The following is an 18,820-nucleotide window of genomic DNA, read 5'->3' as shown; positions in this document are numbered from 1 at the left end:
GTTCGTAAACTCTTACTTCGCTAAACGCTTCTGGTGCTCCTGCGCGGCTTTCACAAAGCCGGCAAACAGCGGATGACCATCACGCGGTGTCGACGTGAACTCCGGATGGAACTGGCAGGCCACAAACCACGGATGGTTCGGGATTTCAATAATCTCAACCAGTTGATCGTCGCCGGAACGGCCCGCAATATGCAGACCCGCCGCTTCAATCGGCTTCAGCAGCAGATTGTTGACTTCATAACGGTGACGGTGGCGCTCGGTAATCACATCAGAACCGTAGAGCTGGCGCACTTTACTTTCCGGCGTCAGCTGACACTGCTGGCTACCCAGACGCATGGTGCCGCCCAGATCGCTCTGCTCAGTACGCTGCTCAACGTTGCCATGCTCATCACGCCATTCAGTGATCAGCGCGACAACCGGGTATTTACAGTCTGGCACAAATTCGGTGGAGTTGGCGCCTTCCATCCCGGCCACATTGCGCGCGAACTCCATCAGCGCAATCTGCATGCCGAGGCAGATGCCAAGGTACGGGATGTTATTTTCACGCGCGTACTGCGCCGTCATCAGCTTGCCTTCCACGCCGCGGTAGCCGAAACCGCCGGGGATGAGAATCGCATCGAGATCTTTGAGGATCTCCACGCCGCGCGTCTCGACATCCTGTGAATCGATCAGCTTGATGTTAACGGTTACGCGGTTTTTCAGACCACTGTGCTTAAGGGCTTCAATCACTGACTTGTAGGCGTCCGGCAGCTCGACATATTTGCCGACCATACCGATAGTCACTTCCCCGCCCGGATTCGCTTCTTCATAGATAACCTGCTCCCACTCGGCAAGGTTAGCTTCCGGCGCGTTCAGATTAAAGCGTTTGCAGATATAGTCATCCAGACCCTGCGACTTCAGCAGGCCCGGGATTTTATAGATGGAATCGACATCTTTCAGCGAGATAACCGCTTTTTCCGGCACGTTGCAGAACAGGGCAATTTTCGCCCGCTCGTTAGCAGGTACAGCGCGATCGGAGCGGCAGATCAGCACATCTGGCTGAATACCAATCGACAGCAGCTCTTTAACCGAGTGCTGAGTAGGCTTGGTTTTCACTTCACCCGCTGCCGCCATATAGGGCACCAGCGTCAGGTGCATATACATGGTGTGTTCACGGCCCACGTCTACCGCCATCTGGCGAATCGCTTCCAGGAACGGCAGGGATTCGATATCGCCCACGGTGCCACCGATCTCAACCAGCACGACATCATGACCTTCGCCACCTTCGATGATGCGCTCTTTGATGGCATTGGTAATGTGAGGGATCACCTGAATCGTGGCGCCCAGATAGTCGCCGCGACGCTCTTTGCGCAGCACTTCTGAGTAGATACGACCGGTCGTAAAGTTGTTACGACGCGACATTTTGGTACGAATGAAGCGCTCGTAGTGACCTAAATCCAGATCGGTTTCGGCCCCGTCATCGGTGACAAACACTTCACCATGCTGTGTCGGGCTCATGGTACCCGGATCAACGTTGATATACGGATCGAGTTTCATGATGGTCACATTCAGACCACGTGCTTCGAGGATAGCTGCGAGGGAGGCTGCGGCAATGCCTTTGCCCAGAGAGGAAACGACCCCGCCGGTCACAAAAATATAATTCGTTGTCATGCTGAACCTGAGAGTTTAGGTTTAAAGACGATGGAATAACCAGGACGGGAAAGCAGTATACCCGAAGTCGTCCCCAGCCACAATTGATGAATCACACCATCCTCCCGCGCCGTGCAGCGGCTAACATAGCGGATAGCCAGACAGAAAATGTTGACGCATGTCACAAAGTTGCTGGATGGCTGAATCGAGTAAGCGCAAGCGGCTGAATTATGCGCACTGCTGGAATAAACAGCAGCATGACGCCGGACAGATTAGTGATTGTTCTCGCTCAGTTTTACCTGCTGCCACGCCGCTTCCATCTGCTCCAGCGTCGCCGCAGGCATACTTAATCCCTGCGCGGTAATAATCTGCTCCACATGGCGAAAGCGGCGTTCAAATTTGTCGTTGGCTTTCTGCAGCGCGATTTCCGCTTTGCTGCCGAGGTGGCGTGACAGATTGACCGTTGCAAACAGCAGATCGCCAATCTCCTCCTCCAGCTTGTCGCTGTCGACAGTGGCCTGCTGCGCTTCATGCATGACTTCATCAATCTCTTCATGCACCTTATCCAGCACCGGTCCGAGGCTCTCCCAGTCAAAGCCCACGCTGCTGCAGCGCTTCTGGATTTTATGCGCCCGCATCAGCGCCGGCAGCGCGCGCGGAATATCATCCAGCGCCGAGTGCTGCGCTTTCGCCGCGCGTTCATCCTGTTTGATCGCTTCCCAGTTCTGCAGCACCTCTGCGGCGCTCTCAGCCTCAGCGCTGCCAAAGATATGCGGATGACGGCGTTCAAGCTTGTCGCTGATTGCGTTGCAGATATCGTCGAAGTTAAAACGCCCCTCCTCCTCCGCCATACGGGCATAAAACACAATCTGAAACAGCAGATCGCCCAGCTCATCACGCAGGTCGGTAAAGTCTTCCCGCTGGATAGCGTCAAGCACTTCGTAGGTCTCTTCCAGCGTATAGGGAGCAATAGTGGCAAAGGTCTGCTGGCGATCCCACGGGCAGCCGCGCGCCGGATCGCGCAGGGTTTGCATCAGGCTAAGCAGACGGTTCAGGGCAGTCATGAAAAATCCTCAAACAACGGTATAAAAAGGGCCGCCGTAAAAGGCGACCCTGAAGAGCAGCGGGCCAGTGCCGGCTGCGCGTTAATTCAGACGACGCGCGTCAATAATATCCGGCACCTGATTAAGCCGCGCCAGCACGCGCCCCAGCACCTGCTGGTTGTAGATCTCAATATCCATATCAATGGTCGCCAGCTGTTTTCTGGTATCGCTGCGGCTGGAGACGCCCAGTACATTGACCTTTTCATTCGCCAGTATAGTCGTGATATCACGCAGCAGGCCGCTGCGGTCGTTGGCGGTAACGCGCACCACCAGCGAATAGCCGCTGGAGTAGCTCTCCCCCCAGACGGCATCAACGATACGCTCCGGCGCATGGGAGATCAGTTCACTCAGCTGATCGCAGTCGGCGCGGTGAATCGAGATGCCGCGTCCCTGAGTAATAAAGCCGGTGATATCGTCGCCGGGAATAGGCTGGCAGCAGCGGGCAATGTGATGCATCAGGTTTCCCACCCCCTCCACCACCACGCGACCGCTCTCTTTACGGGCGCTTGAGGCGTGATGCGACTTCTGCGTCAGCTGACGCAGCGCTTCGCGATCTTCCTCTTCAGCGCTCGGCTTATTAAGCTTTGCCTGCAGGAAGTTGATCATCTGGTTAAGGCGAATATCGCCGCCGCCAATCATTGCCAGCAGCTCATCCTGCGAGCCAACGTTGTAGCGCGGCAGCAGGATCTTCTCCGCCTCGCGCATGCTGATATCGAGCTGGCTCAACTCGTTATCGAGGATCTGGCGGCCCGCCACGATATTTTTATCGCGATCCTGCTTACGGAACCAGGCGTGTACCTTGGAGCGCCCGCGGCTGGTCGTGATGTAGCCCAGATTCGGGTTGAGCCAGTCACGACTGGGATTAGGCTGCTTCTGGGTGATGATCTCGATCTGATCGCCCATCTGCAGCTGATAGGTAAAAGGCACAATGCGCCCGCTGATCTTCGCCCCGATACAGCGATGACCAATATCGCTGTGAATGTGATAGGCAAAGTCGAGCGGCGTGGAGCCGGCGGGCAGATCCACCACATCGCCTTTTGGCGTAAAGACGTAAACGCGATCGTCGAAGACCTGACTGCGAACCTCTTCCAGCATTTCACCGGAATCCGCCATCTCTTCCTGCCAGGTAATCAGCTTGCGCAGCCAGGCGATACGCTCTTCGTGTCCGGCAGCCCCGCGCGAGTTGCTGACGCCCGGGCCCTCTTTATATTTCCAGTGCGCCGCCACGCCAAGTTCAGCATCTTCATGCATCTGGCGGGTGCGGATCTGAATCTCAACGGTTTTGCCCTGCGGTCCCAGCACCACGGTATGAATGGACTGGTAGCCGTTAGGCTTGGGGTTCGCGACATAATCGTCAAATTCGCTCGGCAGATGCCGGTAGAGGGTGTGTACCGTACCGAGTGCGCCATAACAGTCCTGCAAACGCTCTGCCACGATGCGCACCGCGCGCACGTCGAACAGCTCATCAAACGCCAGCGACTTTTTCTGCATCTTGCGCCAGATGCTGTAGATATGTTTCGGCCGCCCGTAGACTTCCGCCCGCACGCCCTCTTTCTGCATCTCCTGACGCAGGTTGGTCACGAAGTTGTCGATATATTGTTCACGATCGATGCGCCGTTCATGCAGCAGCTTCGCGATACGTTTATATTCATCCGGATGCAGATAGCGGAAGCAGTAATCTTCGAGCTCCCACTTCAGCTGGCCGATACCGAGCCGGTTAGCCAGCGGCGCATAGATATTCGTGCTCTCTTTTGCCGCCAGCACGCGTTCATCTTCTGGCGCATCTTTCATCTCACGCAGATGCGCAATCCGCTCGGCCAGCTTGATGACCACGCAGCGGAAATCTTCCACCATCGCAAGCAGCATACGGCGGACATTATCCACCTGGGCTGAAGCCATAGAGTCATTATGAATCGCTTTCAGCTGGCGAATGGCATCCATGTCGCGTACGCCGTGTACCAGGGAGACAATCCCTTTGCCAAACGCCTGCTCCAGCTTCTCCTCACTGACCACCTCTGCGTTGGCCAGCGGAAACAGCAGCGCCGCGCACAGGCTATCGCAATCCATACTGAGCATGGTGAGGATTTCCACCATCTCAATACCGCGCCACAGCAGCAGAGTCTGATCGGGGTGCTCGCGCGTTTCGGCTTCACAGTAGCGCCAGGTCTCTGCCAGTCGCTCACAGGATTGGGGATTGCTAATCGTCAGGCTGGCAATCCACTGATCGAGGGCAAACTCCCCTGCCGTATTTAAATGCGCACTTCTGACCGCAACCATATCCTCTCCTGCCACAGCGACATAACTGTCGCTTATGTTTTGCTGAACAACACCATGGATTCGAGATGACTGGTATGTGGGAACATATCCAGCATCGCGACCCTTTCCAGATGGTAGCCCGCGGCCAGCAGTACCTGACTGTCGCGCGCAAGTGTCACCGGGTTACAGGAAACATAGACCACACGTTCCGGCGCAAGTTTAACAATATGCGACATCACGCCCGCCGCCCCGGCTCGCGCCGGATCCAGTAACACCTTATTAAATCCCTGCGCCGCCCAGGGCTGACGCGAAACATCCTCTTCCAGATTATGCTGGAAAAAGCGTACATTGCTTAGATTGTTAAGCGCGGCATTATACTCTGCCTGCTTAACTAATGCTGCAACCCCCTCCACACCTACAACATTTTGTACAGATTTCCCTGCCGGCAGGGTGAAGTTCCCCATGCCGCAGAAAAGATCCAGCAGGCTGTCATCGGGTTGCAGATCGAGCCACGCCAGCGCTGTTGCCACCATCTGCTGATTAACGCGATCGTTAACCTGAATAAAGTCCTGTGGACTAAAGGTTAGCGTTAAATCCTGCGAGCGGTAGTAGGGCTCGCTGCTGTTAATCGCCTGCAGCTCATCGCTGCCGTCAGCCAGATACAGCATCAGCGAGTGCTGATGCGAAAAGCGTTCCAGGTCTGCGCGATCGCGCGCAGAAAGCGCGTCGAGATGACGCAGCACCATCAGCGGGCCGTTGTCTGCCAGCACCAGCTCTACATGCCCCAGCCGCCTTACCCCCTGCAGCGCGCTCAGGCAGTGGTGCAGCGGCTGCAGCAATGCTTCAAGTTCGGGCACCAAAACAGGGCACTGCTGCAGGGGCACCAGCGCATGACTGGCCGCCTGACGAAACCCCATCACCAGCCGCTGCTGTTTCGGCTGCCACTGCAGTCCGAGCCGGGCGCGCCGGCGATAGCCCCAGCTATTCCCGCGGATAATCTCCTCAACGGCCACCGGAGAAGCGGCGTCGCGGCTCAGCAGGCGGCTCAGCGCGTGTGCCTTGCTGCTCTCCTGCAGTGCAACGGCGGCGTGCTGCTGCTGGCAGCCACCGCAGACGCCAAAATGGCGGCAGCGCGGAATTTCCCGCTGCGGACTGGGCTGTGCGATCTTTATCGCTTTACCGCGGGCAAACTGCCGTTTATCTTCCAGCAGCGTAACCTCTGCCTGTTCGCCCGGCAGCGCACCGCTGATAAACAGGGTTTTCCCCTGATAGCGTGCCACGCCCTGGCCGAACGGATCGAGCTCATCGACCGTGACGGCGATCCGCTGCTTTGTCGTCGGCCGCTGTTTTGCGGCGTAAAATTGCGCCATAGTAATTATATTCTCTTTTAATCAGGTTGTGCCGCCCGCCACGACGCGTGCACAGGGACACGGCTATCGCCAGGGCATTGTGATGACCAAATACAGCCTGCGGGCGCGGATGATGATTTTAATACTGGCGCCAACGCTGCTGATTGGTCTGCTGCTCAGCACCTTTTTTGTCGTCCACCGCTATAACGAACTGCAGCGCCAGGTCTACGACGCCGGCGCAAATATTATCGAACCGCTGGCGGTATCCAGTGAGTATGGGATGAGCTGGCACGATCGCGATGCGATCCACGAGCTGGTCAGCCTGCTGCACCGGCGCCATTCCGATATTGTCCGTGCCATTACGGTTTTCGACAACCAGAATCGCGTTTACGCCACATCCAACAGCAAGCAGAACCTGGCGCTGCTGCAAAAAGAGGATATGACGCAGCTGCGCGAGGGCGTAACGCATGAACGCCAGGGCAATCTGCTGGTGCTGCGCACGCCGATTATCTCTGAACGCTACTCCGCCGATGAGCAGCCGGATGAACAGACCAAACCCGACGGTAATCCCCTGGGCTATGTCGCCATTGAGCTGGATCTGCAGTCGGTCCGGCTGGCGCAGTATAAAGAGGTATTTGTCGCCACGCTGCTGCTGCTGTTCTGCCTCTGCCTCGCCATGCTGTTCGCCTATCGTCTGATGCGCGATGTGACCGGCCCGATACGCAATATGGTTGCTACCGTGGATCGCATCCGGCGCGGCCAGCTCGACAGCCGGGTGGAGGGCTATATGCTGGGCGAGCTCAGCATGTTGAAAAACGGCATCAACGCGATGGCGATGTCGCTGACCGCCTACCATGAAGAGATGCAGCAAAATATCGACCAGGCCACCTGGGATCTGCGCGAAACGCTGGAGCAGCTGGAGATTCAGAACGTCGAGCTGGATCTGGCAAAGAAACGCGCTCAGGAGGCGGCCCGCATTAAATCCGAGTTTCTGGCAAACATGTCTCACGAGCTGCGCACGCCGCTCAACGGCGTGATCGGCTTCAGCCGCCAGATGCTGAAAACCAGCCTGAGCACCAGCCAGCGCGACTATATGAGTACAATTGAGCGCTCCGCCAATAATCTGCTGAGCATCATTAACGATGTGCTGGATTTCTCGCGTCTGGAATCGGGCAAGCTGGTGCTGGAATCGATTCCTTTTCCGCTGCGCGCCACGCTGGATGAGACGCTGGTGCTGCTGGCACCCTCCGCGCATGAAAAAGGGCTGGAGATCACCGTCTGCCTGCAAAACAGCGTGCCTGACAACGTTATCGGCGATCCGCTGCGGCTGCAGCAGATCCTGATCAACCTGATTGGTAACGCCATCAAGTTTACCGAGCAGGGGCATATCGACCTGCGCGTTGAGCTGCAGCATCTCAGCGCCACGCAGGCGGAACTGGAGATTCAGGTGCATGACACCGGCATCGGCATTCCGGAAATGCAGCAGCCGCAGCTGTTTCAGGCGTTTCGCCAGGCGGATGCCAGTATTACCCGCCGGCACGGCGGCACGGGTCTTGGGCTGGTGATCACCCAGAAGCTGGTGCAGGAGATGGGCGGCGAAATCGCTTTTCACAGCCAGCCCGATCGGGGGTCGGTTTTCCGGGTGCGCGTCCGGCTCAATCTTAACCCGAACGCCCCCACCATTCCGCGCGTGCTGGATGACCTGCACGCCACAACGCTGGCCTATGTCGAGCCCCATCCGGCGGTGGCGCGCGTCGTGCAGGAGATGCTGAGTATCACGCCGCTCAGGGTAGAATATTATCCCAGCCTGGCTGCGCTGCCGGAACGCCACTATCCCCTGCTGCTGCTGGGCATGCCGGTCGCTAAGCCGCACCCGGCAATGCTGACCGATACGGAGATCCAGCAGCTGTGCGATCGCGCGGATGCCGTACTGCTGGCGCTGCCGAGCGAGATGATGCTGTTTGCCGACGATCTGCGTGCGCGCGGCATTGCCGGCTGTATCGCAAAACCGGTTTCGCTGACGCGCTTTATCCCGCTGCTGCTGGATATCGGCAGCCGTCAGCACCGCCTGATCTCTCCGCTGCCGCGTCAGCCGCTGACGGTGATGGCGGTGGATGACAACCCGGCTAACCTCCGGCTTATCGGCGCGCTGCTGGAGGAGCAGGTTGAAAATATCATTCTGTGTGACAACGCAGAGCAGGCTATCCGCGCCGCGCAGCAGCAGCGGCTGGATGTGATCCTGATGGATATACAGATGCCCGACATCGACGGTATTCAGGCCAGCGAGATTATCCGGCGCCTGCCGCTGCACGCCAGCACGCCAATCGTTGCGGTAACGGCGCACGCGCTGGATGGCGAGCGCGAGCAGCTGATTGCCGCCGGCATGAATGACTATCTGGCAAAACCCATTGATGAAACCCGTCTGGCTCAGCTGCTGCAGCGCTATCTGCCGGTTGCGCCCGCCTCTCAGCCGCCCGCGGCGGGGGTTGCCGTCTCGCTTGACTGGTCACTGGCGCTGCGTCAGGCGGCCGGCAAACCGGCGCTGGCGCGCGATCTGCTACAGATGCTGCTCGATTTCCTGCCTGAGGTGGAGGCGCGCGTGGCGCACTGTATGGCTGAAAGTGACGTAAACGGGCTGCGTGAAATTATTCATAAGCTGCACGGCAGCGCCAGTTACAGCGGAGTCCCCCGCCTGAAACAGCTCTGCCAGCAGCTGGAAGGCAGCCTGCACCAGGCGAGTGATATTGCCGCGCTGGAGCCGGAACTGCTGGAGCTGAGTGATGAGATGGCCAACGTTGCGCGCGAGGCGCGTAAGCGGCTGGCGCTGGCGTAAAATAACGTGCCAGAACGATCTTTACGGCGGCGCCCATACCGGCCTCAGCCGCCGGGCCGCCGCGCATCGCGGTCCGGCCTACAGCCCTTTACCTATCCTGATGGCTGCCGCAACATTACGCGCCGTCATGCGCACATTCTGTTCCGCGCTGGCCAGTGCCTCTTCCAGAGAACAGATACTGAACAGTACGCTGTAGACCGCATCAAGGCCGTGAGCGTGTACAACCCCCACGTCAGAGGTCAGGCTGCCGGCGATACCAATCACCGGCTTATTAAACTGTTTGGCAACCCGCGCCACGCCGATCGGCACCTTGCCATTCACAGACTGACTGTCGATGCGCCCTTCCCCCGTGATCACCAGATCGGCATCTCTGACTTGCTCCGCCAGCCCGAGCGCCTCCGTCACAATCTCAATGCCGCTGCGCAGCTCAGCCTGACAGAATGCGTGCAGCGCCGCCCCCATACCGCCCGCCGCACCGCCGCCTGCAATATGCAGCACGTCGATATCCAGATCGCGCTGAATAAGCGAAGCGTAGTGGGCCAGCGCCCGATCCAGCTGCGCGATCTGCGCCGGAGTGGCGCCCTTCTGCGGGCCAAACACCGCCGAGGCGCCTTTTTCCCCGGTCAGCGGATTGGTAACATCGCAGGCGACCTCAAAGCGGCACGCTTTGATTCGCGCATCCACTCCGCTGATATCGATCTGCGCCAGCTGCGCCAGCGCCGCGCCGCCCGGCGCCAGATTGCGGCCGGTACTGTCCAGCAGCCGGGCGCCCAGCGCCTGTATCATTCCGGCGCCGCCATCGTTGGTGGCGCTGCCGCCTATGCCAATGATGATGTGCTCTACGCCGCGATCGAGCGCGTTTTTAATCAGCTCACCGGTGCCCCACGACGTGGTGATCAGCGCATTGCGCTGCGCCACCGGCACAAGTTCCAGGCCGCTGGCGGCAGCCATCTCAATAAACGCGGTGCGCTCATCCCCCGACAGACCATAAAACGCCGCCACGGGCTCGCCCAGCGGGCCGGTGGCGGTCAGCCGGACAAGCGTACCGCTGGTGGCGGCTACCATGGCCTCAACGGTGCCCTCGCCGCCGTCGGCAACCGGGATTTTGACATACTCGGCGGCCGGGAAAACCTCGCGGAAACCCGCTTCAATTGCGGCAGCCACATCCAGGGCAGACAGACTCTCTTTATATGAATCGGGTGCGATGACAATTTTCATAGGCAATCCAGGCGCGATGGGTAACGTAACGGTATGCTGCTTTGCTCACGCAGCCTGTTCTCCGGCCTCCGCAGACGCCGGAGAGCGGCTTTACCGGGCGATCTCAACCTGCGCTAACTTCTCATAATAGCAAGCCAGCGCGCTGTGGTCGGCGGAGCCCTGACCGCTGGTTTTCAGCGCCTGCATCATCTCCATCACCGCGGCCGTCAGCGGCAGATGTGCGCCAATGCCGTGTGACGTATCCAGCGCATTGGCTAAATCTTTGATATGCAGGTCGATACGGAAACCAGGTTTGAAGTTGCGATCCAGCACCATGGGTGCTTTGGCATCAAGCACGGTGCTGCCCGCCAGGCCGCCGCGGATCGCCTGATAAACCAGCTCCGGATTCACGCCCGCCTTGGTTGCCAGCGAGAGCGCTTCAGACATCGCTGCGATGTTCAGCGCCACAATCACCTGATTTGCCAGCTTGGTCACGTTGCCGGCGCCGATATCACCGGTATGCACCACCGAGCCCGCCATCGCTTTCATAATCTCAAAGCATTGGTCGAAGATCGCTTTATCGCCACCCACCATCACCGACAGTGTGCCCTCGATCGCTTTTGGCTCACCGCCGCTGACCGGCGCATCAAGCATACGGATCCTTTTTTCTGCCAGCGCGTTGTGGATCTCACGACTGGCCAGCGGGGCGATAGAACTCATATCAATCACAATCAGGCCAGGTTTTGCACCTTCAATGATGCCGTCCGCGCCCAGGCAGACTTCCTGCACCTGCGGCGAGTTAGGGACCATGGTGATCACCACATCCACCTGTTCTGCCACCTCTTTGGGCGTTTTTGCTATCGTCGCACCCAGTTCGGCCAGCTCCGCCTCATTGCCTGCATTGTGATCGCGCACCACCAGCGTGTAACCCGCTTTGACCAGGTTTTTACTCATCGGTTTGCCCATAATACCGAGGCCGATAAATCCAATTTTCATTGCCTTCCCCTTTCTGCGTTACAGTTTAAATTTGTTGCACAGCGCCTGCGTGGCGTTGCGGAAAACCCCGAGATCGCTGCCGACGGCAACAAAGGTGGCGCCCCATTCCAGATAGCGCCGCGCGTCCGCCTCTACCGGTGCCAGAATGCCACACGGCTTGCCTGCGGCTTTGGCGCGTTCAAACAGGTACTGAATAACTTTCAGCACCTCAGGATGCGCAGGCTGGCCCAGATAGCCCAGCGCGGCTGAGAGATCGCCCGGACCGACAAAAATCCCGTCCACGCCGTCAACGGCGGCAATCGCATCAATGTTGTCCACCGCCTGCTGCGTTTCGATTTGCACCATCAGCGTAATGTTGTCGTTAATCGTGGCGTTATAGTCCGGCAGCGTGCCGTACATATTGCTGCGGTGTGAAACTGACACGCCGCGGATGCCCGCTGGCGGATAGCGGGTTGAAGCAACGGCGCGGCGCGCCTCCTCTTCTGTCTCCACAAAGGGGATCAGGAAGTTATAGAAGCCGATATCAAGCAGGCGTTTAATGATCACCGGTTCATTGCACGGCGGACGTACGACCGCAGCGCTGCTGCTGCCTTTCAGCGCCATCAGCTGCGGGACAAACGTGGTGATGTCATTGGGCGCATGTTCACCGTCCAGCACCAGCCAGTCGAAGCCTGCCAGCCCCAGCACTTCAGTAGTCAGCGGACTGGCAAGGGCGCACCAGCTGCCAATCAGGGTCTCTCCTGCCAGCAGGCGGCGGCGAAATGTATTTGGCCAGGCATTACTCATTCTGTTTACTCCTGTATATGACGGCAGGCCCCCTTTCAGGGAGCCTGAAGCGTTAGCGCACCAGGCAGGGACGCTTATTATCAAAAGTCCAGTCCGGTACCAGGAACTGCATCGCCTGAGCGTCGTCACGCGCGCCCAGGCCATGTTTCTGATACAGCGCGTTTGCCTGCATCACCTGGTCCATATCCAGCTCCACGCCAAGCCCCGGCTTCTGCGGTACCTGTACCATGCCGCCTTTAATGACAAATGGCTCTTTGGTCAGGCGCTGATTACCCTCCTGCCAGATCCAGTGGGTGTCGATAGCGGTAATCGCGCCCGGCGCGGCGGCGGCAACGTGGGTAAACATCGCCAGCGAAATATCAAAATGGTTATTGGAGTGCGAACCCCAGGTGAGGCCAAAGTCGTGGCACATCTGCGCCACGCGCACGGAACCCTGCATGGTCCAGAAGTGCGGATCGGCCAGCGGAATATCCACCGACTGCAGCGATAGCGTGTGGCCCATCTGCCGCCAGTCGGTGGCGATCATATTGGTTGCGGTCGGCAGCCCGGTGGCGCGGCGGAACTCCGCCATCACCTCGCGGCCGGAGTAGCCCTGCTCTGCGCCGCAGGGATCTTCTGCATAGGCGAGCACGCCCTTCAGCTGTTTGCCCAGCAGAATGGCCTCATTCAGCGACCAGGCGCCGTTGGGATCGAGCGTGATGCGCGCCTCCGGAAAGCGTCTGGCGAGTGCGGTAACCGCCTCAGCCTCTTCGCCGCCGCGCAGCACGCCGCCTTTGAGTTTGAAATCGTTAAAACCATATTTCTCATAGGCGGCTTCTGCCAGCCGCACAACCGCATCTGGCGTCAGCGCCTCTTCATGACGCAGGCGATACCAGTCGCACGGATCGTGCTCCTGGCTCTGGTAGGCGAGCGAGGTCTTGCGGCGATCGCCAATATAGAAGAGGTAGCCAAGCATCTCGACGCGGTCGCGCTGCTGGCCATCGCCCAGCAGCGACGCGACGTTTACGCCCAGATGCTGCCCGAGTAAATCGAGCAGCGCCGCTTCGATACCGGTTACCACATGGATAGTCGTGCGCAGGTCAAACGTCTGGCTGCCGCGCCCGCCGGCATCGCGGTCAGCAAAGGTGCTCCGCACCAGGTTGAGAATATTTTTATATTCGCCGACGGTTTTTTCGATCACCAGCGCGGCGGCATCCTCCAGCGTCTGACGGATCTTTTCTCCGCCCGGTATCTCACCCACGCCGGTATGCCCGGCGTTATCTTTAATGATCACAATATTGCGGGTAAAAAATGGCGCATGCGCCCCACTCAGGTTGAGTAGCATGCTGTCGTGTCCGGCAACCGGAATAACCTGCATAGCGATGATTTTAGGGGTCTGACTCATTTCCTGCTCCTTATGTAGGACGGCGCCCAAATGCCGGACGCTTGCGATCAAATGCCCAGCCGGGTACCAGATACTGCATCGCGGTGGCGTCGTTGCGCGCGCCGGCCGGCAGTGACTTATAGAGTTCGTGCGCCTGCTGCAGGCGGTCCCGATCCAACTCAATACCCAGCCCCGGTTTATCCGGCACGGCAATTTTGCCGTTGCGGATCTGCAGCGGCTCGCGCGTCAGGCGCTGATCGCCCTCCTGCCAGATCCAGTGCGTGTCAATCGCGGTTGGCTTGCCGGGGGCGGCCGCGCCCACGTGGGTGAACATCGCCAGCGAGATATCAAAATGGTTATTGGAGTGGCAGCCCCAGGTGAGTCCCCATTCGTCGCAGAGCTGCGCCACGCGCACTGCGCCGCTCAGGGTCCAGAAGTGAGGATCGGCCAGCGGAATATCGACCGCGTTGAGCATCACGGCGTGGTTCATTTCACGCCAGTTGGTCGCGATCATGTTGGTGGCAACCGGCAGCCCGGTGGCGCGGCGAAACTCCGCCATCACTTCACGACCGGAGTAGCCCTGCTCCGCGCCGCAGGGATCTTCTGCATAGCTCAGCACATCCTGCAGGCCTTTGCAGAGCCCGATCGCCTCATCCAGATGCCAGGCGCCGTTGGGATCGACGGTAATGCGCGCCTCCGGGAAGCGCTGCTTCAGCGCCACCGCCGAGGCGATCTCCTCTTCACCCGGCAGCACGCCGCCTTTGAGTTTGAAATCTTTGAAGCCATATTTATCCTGCGCCGCCTCTGCCAGACGCACTACCGCCTCCGGCGTCAGCGCCTCCTCATGCCGCAGCCGGTACCAGTCGTGGCTGGCGGCATCACCGCTGCGATACGGCAGATCGGTTTTGTGACGATCGCCGATATAAAACAGATAGCCGAGCACGGTGACCTCATCGCGCTGCTGGCCCGGTCCGAGCAGCTCTGCTACCGGTACGCCCAGATGCTGCCCCAGCAGATCCAGCAGCGCCGCCTCCAGCGCGGCTACCGCGTTTACGCGCAGTTCGAAGGTCCAGGCACCATTGCCAAAGGTGTCAAAATCCGCGGACTGATTGCCCTTATGCACCTGCTGCACCAGCCGGTTCATACGTGCAATCTGCTGCCCTTTAACCTGGGGTACTGCCGCCAGCAGCGTCTGATAAATCGTATCGCCGCCCGGCGCCTCGCCCAGTCCGGTATGGCCGGCGCTGTCGGTCAGCACCACAATATTGCGCGTGAAGCAGGCGTTATGCGCGCCGCCAATGTTAAGCAGCATACTGTCGTAACCGGCAACCGGGATCACCTGCATGTCAGTGATGACAGGTGTACTTTGCGTACTCATTTCGGCTCCTTATACGGTTTCAGTTCAACGCGTTTAATGTCACCGGTAATAAACAGGAAGCTAAAGGCGGCGACAAAAGCGTGGATCCCGACATACACCAGCGCGCCCTCAAACGATCCGCTGGTGGCGATGATGTAACCAATCGCGATAGGCGTGACGATACCGGAGAAGTTGCCGAACATATTGAACAGGCCACCGCTCAGGCCACTGATCTCTTTCGGTGCCGTGTCGGCCATCACCGCCCAGCCCAGCGCACCAATGCCTTTCCCGAAGAACGCCAGCGCCATGAACAGCACCACAACCCATTCGGTTTCGGTGTAGTTACACATCACCATGCTGATAGAGAGCAGCATGCCGATAACAATTGGCGTTTTACGGGCAATATTGAGTGAGCCGGTTTTGCGCATCAGGTAGTCGGAAATCACGCCGCCCAGCACGCCGCCGAGGAAGCCGCAAATCGCCGGCACGGAAGCGATAAAGCCCGCTTTCAGAATCGACATACCGCGTGCCTGCACCAGATAGACCGGAAACCAGGTAATAAAGAAGTAGGTCAGCGCGTTGACGCAATACTGGCCGAGATAGATGCCCCACATCATGCGGGTAGAGAGCAGCTGTTTGATCTGATCCCACTTTTCACCGCGGCTGACTTTGCGATCGGCTTTTTTCGCATCCATATTGATCAGCGCGCCGCCCTGCTCCATGTACTCCAGCTCCGCCTTATTCACGCCGGGGTGGTTGTTGGGATCGTGCATCGCTTTGAGCCAGATAAAGCTCAGGATGATGCCGAGACCGCCCATAAACCAGAATACGTGTGCCCAGCCAACTTCAGAGACCAGCCAGCCCATGATGGGCGCAAAGATCACCGTGGCGAAGTATTGTGCAGAGTTAAAGATGGCGACCGCCGTTCCGCGCTCCTGGGCCGGGAACCAGGCCGCGACAATACGGCTGTTACCGGGGAAGGAAGGCGCTTCAGCCAGACCGACCAAAAAGCGCAGCAGGAACAGTGAAATCACAATGCCAAAGCCGCTGAAGAGATCGACAAAGCCCTGCAGCAGAGTAAACAGCGACCAGAGGAAAATACTCCAGAAGTAGACGCGCTTGGATCCAAAGCGATCCAGCAGCCATCCGCCCGGGATCTGTCCGATCACATAGGCCCATGAGAAGGCGGAAAAGATATAGCCTAGCCCGACAGAGTCGAGACCGATATCTTTGGACATCGCCGATCCGGCAATGGAAATGGTGGCGCGGTCGCCGTAGTTGAATGAGGTGACGATAAATAACATCACCACGATCCAGTAGCGGGCGTTGGTACGTTTCTGCACCGCCTCTGCCGTCTGGCTGTAACTATTCATGATGCACTCCTGAAATATAGCGAACGCTACATTCACTCTGACTGCATACACATCGCGTTGGGTATCAGAATGATGTCGGGTTAAACACGGCGATTGTTGTTATGGCGAACGTTGATGCGTCGTGACAGGTAACCAAACCTCTAAGAACGGAAATCAGTATAAAAACAGCCCGCGGCTGAAACACTGGAAGAAAGCCCGGCAATTCAGTCAAAACAAAAAAGATTTTGTGGCATATGCACATCCTGCTGCGTGATGGCTCACGAAACGCCAATCGCAGCGCCATAAATGCACAAAAAACAGACAGTCAAAGAGCGCTTTGTGAGCACCTTCACTTGCTTTTGGTTAAAACCACCAAAGTGCGGAGAGAAACGGACTAAAAGCCGGACAGTTGCACAATGCGCTGGCGGGCGCGTGCTGCTTATACTGGAGTCGGCTGACTTTGATGACGTGACCAGAACCACTATTTATCGCACTGCTATGCACAGTGCGGCTATCCGGAAGGTGAGCAATGAACCGACCCGTTACAGAAAAACCACTCTATATAAAAGTTCATGAAGCGGATAACGTTGCGATTGTCGTCAACGACCAGGGCCTGCCCGCGGGCACACGCTTTGCCGACGGGCTGCAGCTGACTGAGCATGTGCCCCAGGGGCATAAAGTTGCGCTGGAGGATATCGCTCAGGATGCACCGATTCTGCGCTATGGCGAAGTGATCGGCACGGCGCTGCGCGCTATCGCGCGCGGCAGCTGGATAGATGAGTCGCTGGTAGCCCTGCCCGAGGCGCCACCGCTCAGCAGCCTGCCGCTGGCAACCAACGTACCGCCCGAGCTGCCGCCGCTGGAAGGCTATACCTTTGATGGTTATCGCAATGCAGACGGCAGCGTGGGAACCCGCAACCTGCTTGGCATTACCACCAGCGTCCACTGTGTGGCGGGCGTCGTGGACTATGTTGTGCAGCTTATTGAACGCGATCTGCTGCCGCGCTATCCCAACGTGGATGGGGTGGTCGCGCTGAATCACCTGTATGGCTGCGGCGTGGCGATCAACGCCCCGGCTGCCGTCGTGCCGATCCGCACCATTCATAATCTTGCGCTGAATCCCAATTTCGGCGGCGAGGTGATGATTGTCAGCCTCGGCTGTGAAAAGCTCCAGCCGGAGCGGCTGCTGACCGGTACGCCTGATGTACAGGCGATCTCGCTGGATGATAACGATATTGTGCGTCTGCAGGATGAGCGTCACGTCGGCTTTGGTGCCATGGTGGATGAGATCCTGCAGGTCGCTGAACGTCATCTGAAAAAGCTCAATCTGCGCCGCCGGGAACCCTGCCCGGCGTCTGAACTGGTAGTCGGCACCCAGTGCGGCGGCAGTGACGCCTTTTCCGGCGTAACGGCTAACCCGGCGGTGGGCTTCGCCTCCGATCTGCTGGTGCGCTGCGGCGCCACGGTCATGTTTTCTGAAGTGACGGAGGTACGCGACGCTATTCATCTGCTGACGCCGCGCGTGGTTAATGAAGCGGTGGGCAAACGGCTGCTGGAAGAGATGGCGTGGTATGACGACTATCTGCATCAGGGGCAGACCGATCGCAGCGCTAACCCCTCACCCGGCAATAAAAAAGGCGGGCTGGCAAACGTGGTGGAAAAAGCGCTGGGATCGATCGCAAAATCGGGCCGCAGCCCGATTGCTGAAGTGCTGTCGCCGGGACAGCGCCCTACGCAGCGCGGGCTGATTTACGCCGCTACGCCTGCCAGCGACTTTGTCTGCGGTACGCAACAGATGGCCTCCGGCATTACGCTGCAGGTGTTTACCACCGGCCGCGGCACGCCCTATGGCCTCGCGGCCATTCCGGTGATAAAGATGGCGACGCGCAGCGCGCTGGCCCGGCGCTGGCATGATCTGATGGATATCAACGCTGGCACTATCGCCACCGGTGAAGAGAGTATTGAGCAGGTAGGCTGGCGTCTGTTTGAGCTGATTCTGGAGATCGCCAGCGGTCGTCAGCAGACCTGGTCCGATCGCTGGGGGATCCGCAACCAGCTGGCGGTATTTAATCCGGCACCGGTAACCTGATACCGGACAGAGCCGTTAATATCGGGCCGCCATACAGGGCGGCCCTGATCACTACAGCTGCTTACCCCAGCTCTCCACCCAAGGCGTCGTCACGCTTTCAGGCTCCGGATGCTCAACGGCATCCACCATCAGCACGTCACCGATACGCTGCGCCTGCTGCGCCTGGAGTGTGGCATCAAAGGTTTTTCCTGCGCCGCAGAAGTGCTGATAGCTGCTGTCACCCAGCGCAATCACACCATAGCGCAGCGCCGGCTGATAGCCGAGCTCATCATGGATTTGTGCATGAAGACGGGCAATATTATCCGGCAGATCGCCCTGCCCGGTGGTTGAGGTCACAATCAGCACGACGTCGCTGCTGTACGCCTGCCACTCCGCCAGCGTCGGATCCTCAAATACTTCTACCTCATGTCCCTGCGCCTGCAGCACCGGCTGCGCCTCTTCGGCCACCAGCAGTGCGTTGCCGTAAACCGTGCCTGTAAAAATGCCAATTTTTGCCATCTTGCTGCTCCT

The 18,820-nt window shown here is 58.6% G+C and carries 13 protein-coding genes; 2 read left to right on the top strand and 11 right to left on the bottom strand.

Features of this window, described 5'->3' with window-relative positions; genetic code table 11:
• Positions 1–12: 12 nt before the first annotated feature.
• From pyrG to rlmD, 4 genes are all read right to left on the bottom strand, one after another.
• Positions 13–1,650, bottom strand: a complete 1,638-nt coding sequence (pyrG, locus tag F3I15_RS16250) for a glutamine hydrolyzing CTP synthase (protein WP_150018625.1) — start codon at positions 1,648–1,650, stop codon at positions 13–15.
• Between the two features lie 251 nt (positions 1,651–1,901).
• Positions 1,902–2,693, bottom strand: coding sequence for a nucleoside triphosphate pyrophosphohydrolase (gene mazG / locus F3I15_RS16245; protein WP_150018624.1), 792 nt, complete (start codon positions 2,691–2,693; stop codon positions 1,902–1,904).
• 81 nt (positions 2,694–2,774) lie between these two features.
• Positions 2,775–5,009: a GTP diphosphokinase gene (gene relA / locus F3I15_RS16240; RefSeq protein WP_150018623.1), complete on the bottom strand. Its 2,235-nt coding sequence runs from the start codon at positions 5,007–5,009 to the stop codon at positions 2,775–2,777.
• A gap of 32 nt (positions 5,010–5,041) precedes the next feature.
• A complete protein-coding gene (rlmD, locus tag F3I15_RS16235; protein WP_150018622.1) occupies positions 5,042–6,358 on the bottom strand; it encodes a 23S rRNA (uracil(1939)-C(5))-methyltransferase RlmD in 1,317 nt (438 codons plus the stop codon).
• 82 nt (positions 6,359–6,440) lie between these two features.
• Here rlmD and barA point away from each other — a divergent pair, with 82 nt between their 5' ends.
• Positions 6,441–9,170, top strand: coding sequence for a two-component sensor histidine kinase BarA (gene barA, locus F3I15_RS16230; protein WP_150018644.1), 2,730 nt, complete (start codon positions 6,441–6,443; stop codon positions 9,168–9,170).
• Between the two features lie 78 nt (positions 9,171–9,248).
• On the opposite strand, the gene F3I15_RS16225 is transcribed toward barA, so the two are convergent.
• From F3I15_RS16225 to F3I15_RS16200, 6 genes are all read right to left on the bottom strand, one after another.
• Positions 9,249–10,388, bottom strand: a complete 1,140-nt coding sequence (locus F3I15_RS16225) for a glycerate kinase (protein ID WP_150018621.1) — start codon at positions 10,386–10,388, stop codon at positions 9,249–9,251.
• Between the two features lie 90 nt (positions 10,389–10,478).
• Positions 10,479–11,363: a 2-hydroxy-3-oxopropionate reductase gene (gene garR, locus F3I15_RS16220; protein WP_150018620.1), complete on the bottom strand. Its 885-nt coding sequence runs from the start codon at positions 11,361–11,363 to the stop codon at positions 10,479–10,481.
• Between the two features lie 18 nt (positions 11,364–11,381).
• A complete protein-coding gene (gene garL / locus F3I15_RS16215) occupies positions 11,382–12,149 on the bottom strand; it encodes a 2-dehydro-3-deoxyglucarate aldolase (RefSeq protein ID WP_039379896.1) in 768 nt (255 codons plus the stop codon).
• A gap of 52 nt (positions 12,150–12,201) precedes the next feature.
• The gene (gene gudD, locus F3I15_RS16210; RefSeq protein ID WP_150018619.1) at positions 12,202–13,533 is read right to left on the bottom strand and encodes a glucarate dehydratase; all 1,332 of its coding nucleotides are present in this window, start codon (positions 13,531–13,533) and stop codon (positions 12,202–12,204) included.
• 10 nt (positions 13,534–13,543) lie between these two features.
• Entirely contained in the window at positions 13,544–14,890 is a 1,347-nt protein-coding gene (locus F3I15_RS16205; protein ID WP_150018618.1) for an enolase C-terminal domain-like protein, read from the bottom strand.
• Positions 14,887–16,242: an MFS transporter gene (locus tag F3I15_RS16200; RefSeq protein WP_150018617.1), complete on the bottom strand. Its 1,356-nt coding sequence runs from the start codon at positions 16,240–16,242 to the stop codon at positions 14,887–14,889. Before F3I15_RS16200 ends, F3I15_RS16205 begins: the two co-directional genes overlap by 4 nt.
• A gap of 508 nt (positions 16,243–16,750) precedes the next feature.
• On the opposite strand from F3I15_RS16200, the gene garD reads away from it, so the two are divergent.
• Complete coding sequence (garD, locus tag F3I15_RS16195) at positions 16,751–18,310, top strand: galactarate dehydratase (protein ID WP_150018616.1); 1,560 nt, start codon at positions 16,751–16,753, stop codon at positions 18,308–18,310.
• A 51-nt stretch (positions 18,311–18,361) separates the two neighbouring features.
• On the opposite strand, the gene F3I15_RS16190 is transcribed toward garD, so the two are convergent.
• The gene (locus F3I15_RS16190; protein ID WP_071668546.1) at positions 18,362–18,808 is read right to left on the bottom strand and encodes a flavodoxin; all 447 of its coding nucleotides are present in this window, start codon (positions 18,806–18,808) and stop codon (positions 18,362–18,364) included.
• Between the last annotated feature and the right edge of the window lie 12 nt (positions 18,809–18,820).

The organism is Pantoea sp. M_9 (assembly GCF_008631385.1).
Classification (GTDB): domain Bacteria; phylum Pseudomonadota; class Gammaproteobacteria; order Enterobacterales; family Enterobacteriaceae; genus Pantoea; species Pantoea eucrina.
Note: the sequence above shows the minus strand (reverse complement) of the source record. Positions and strands in the feature narration are given on the sequence as shown.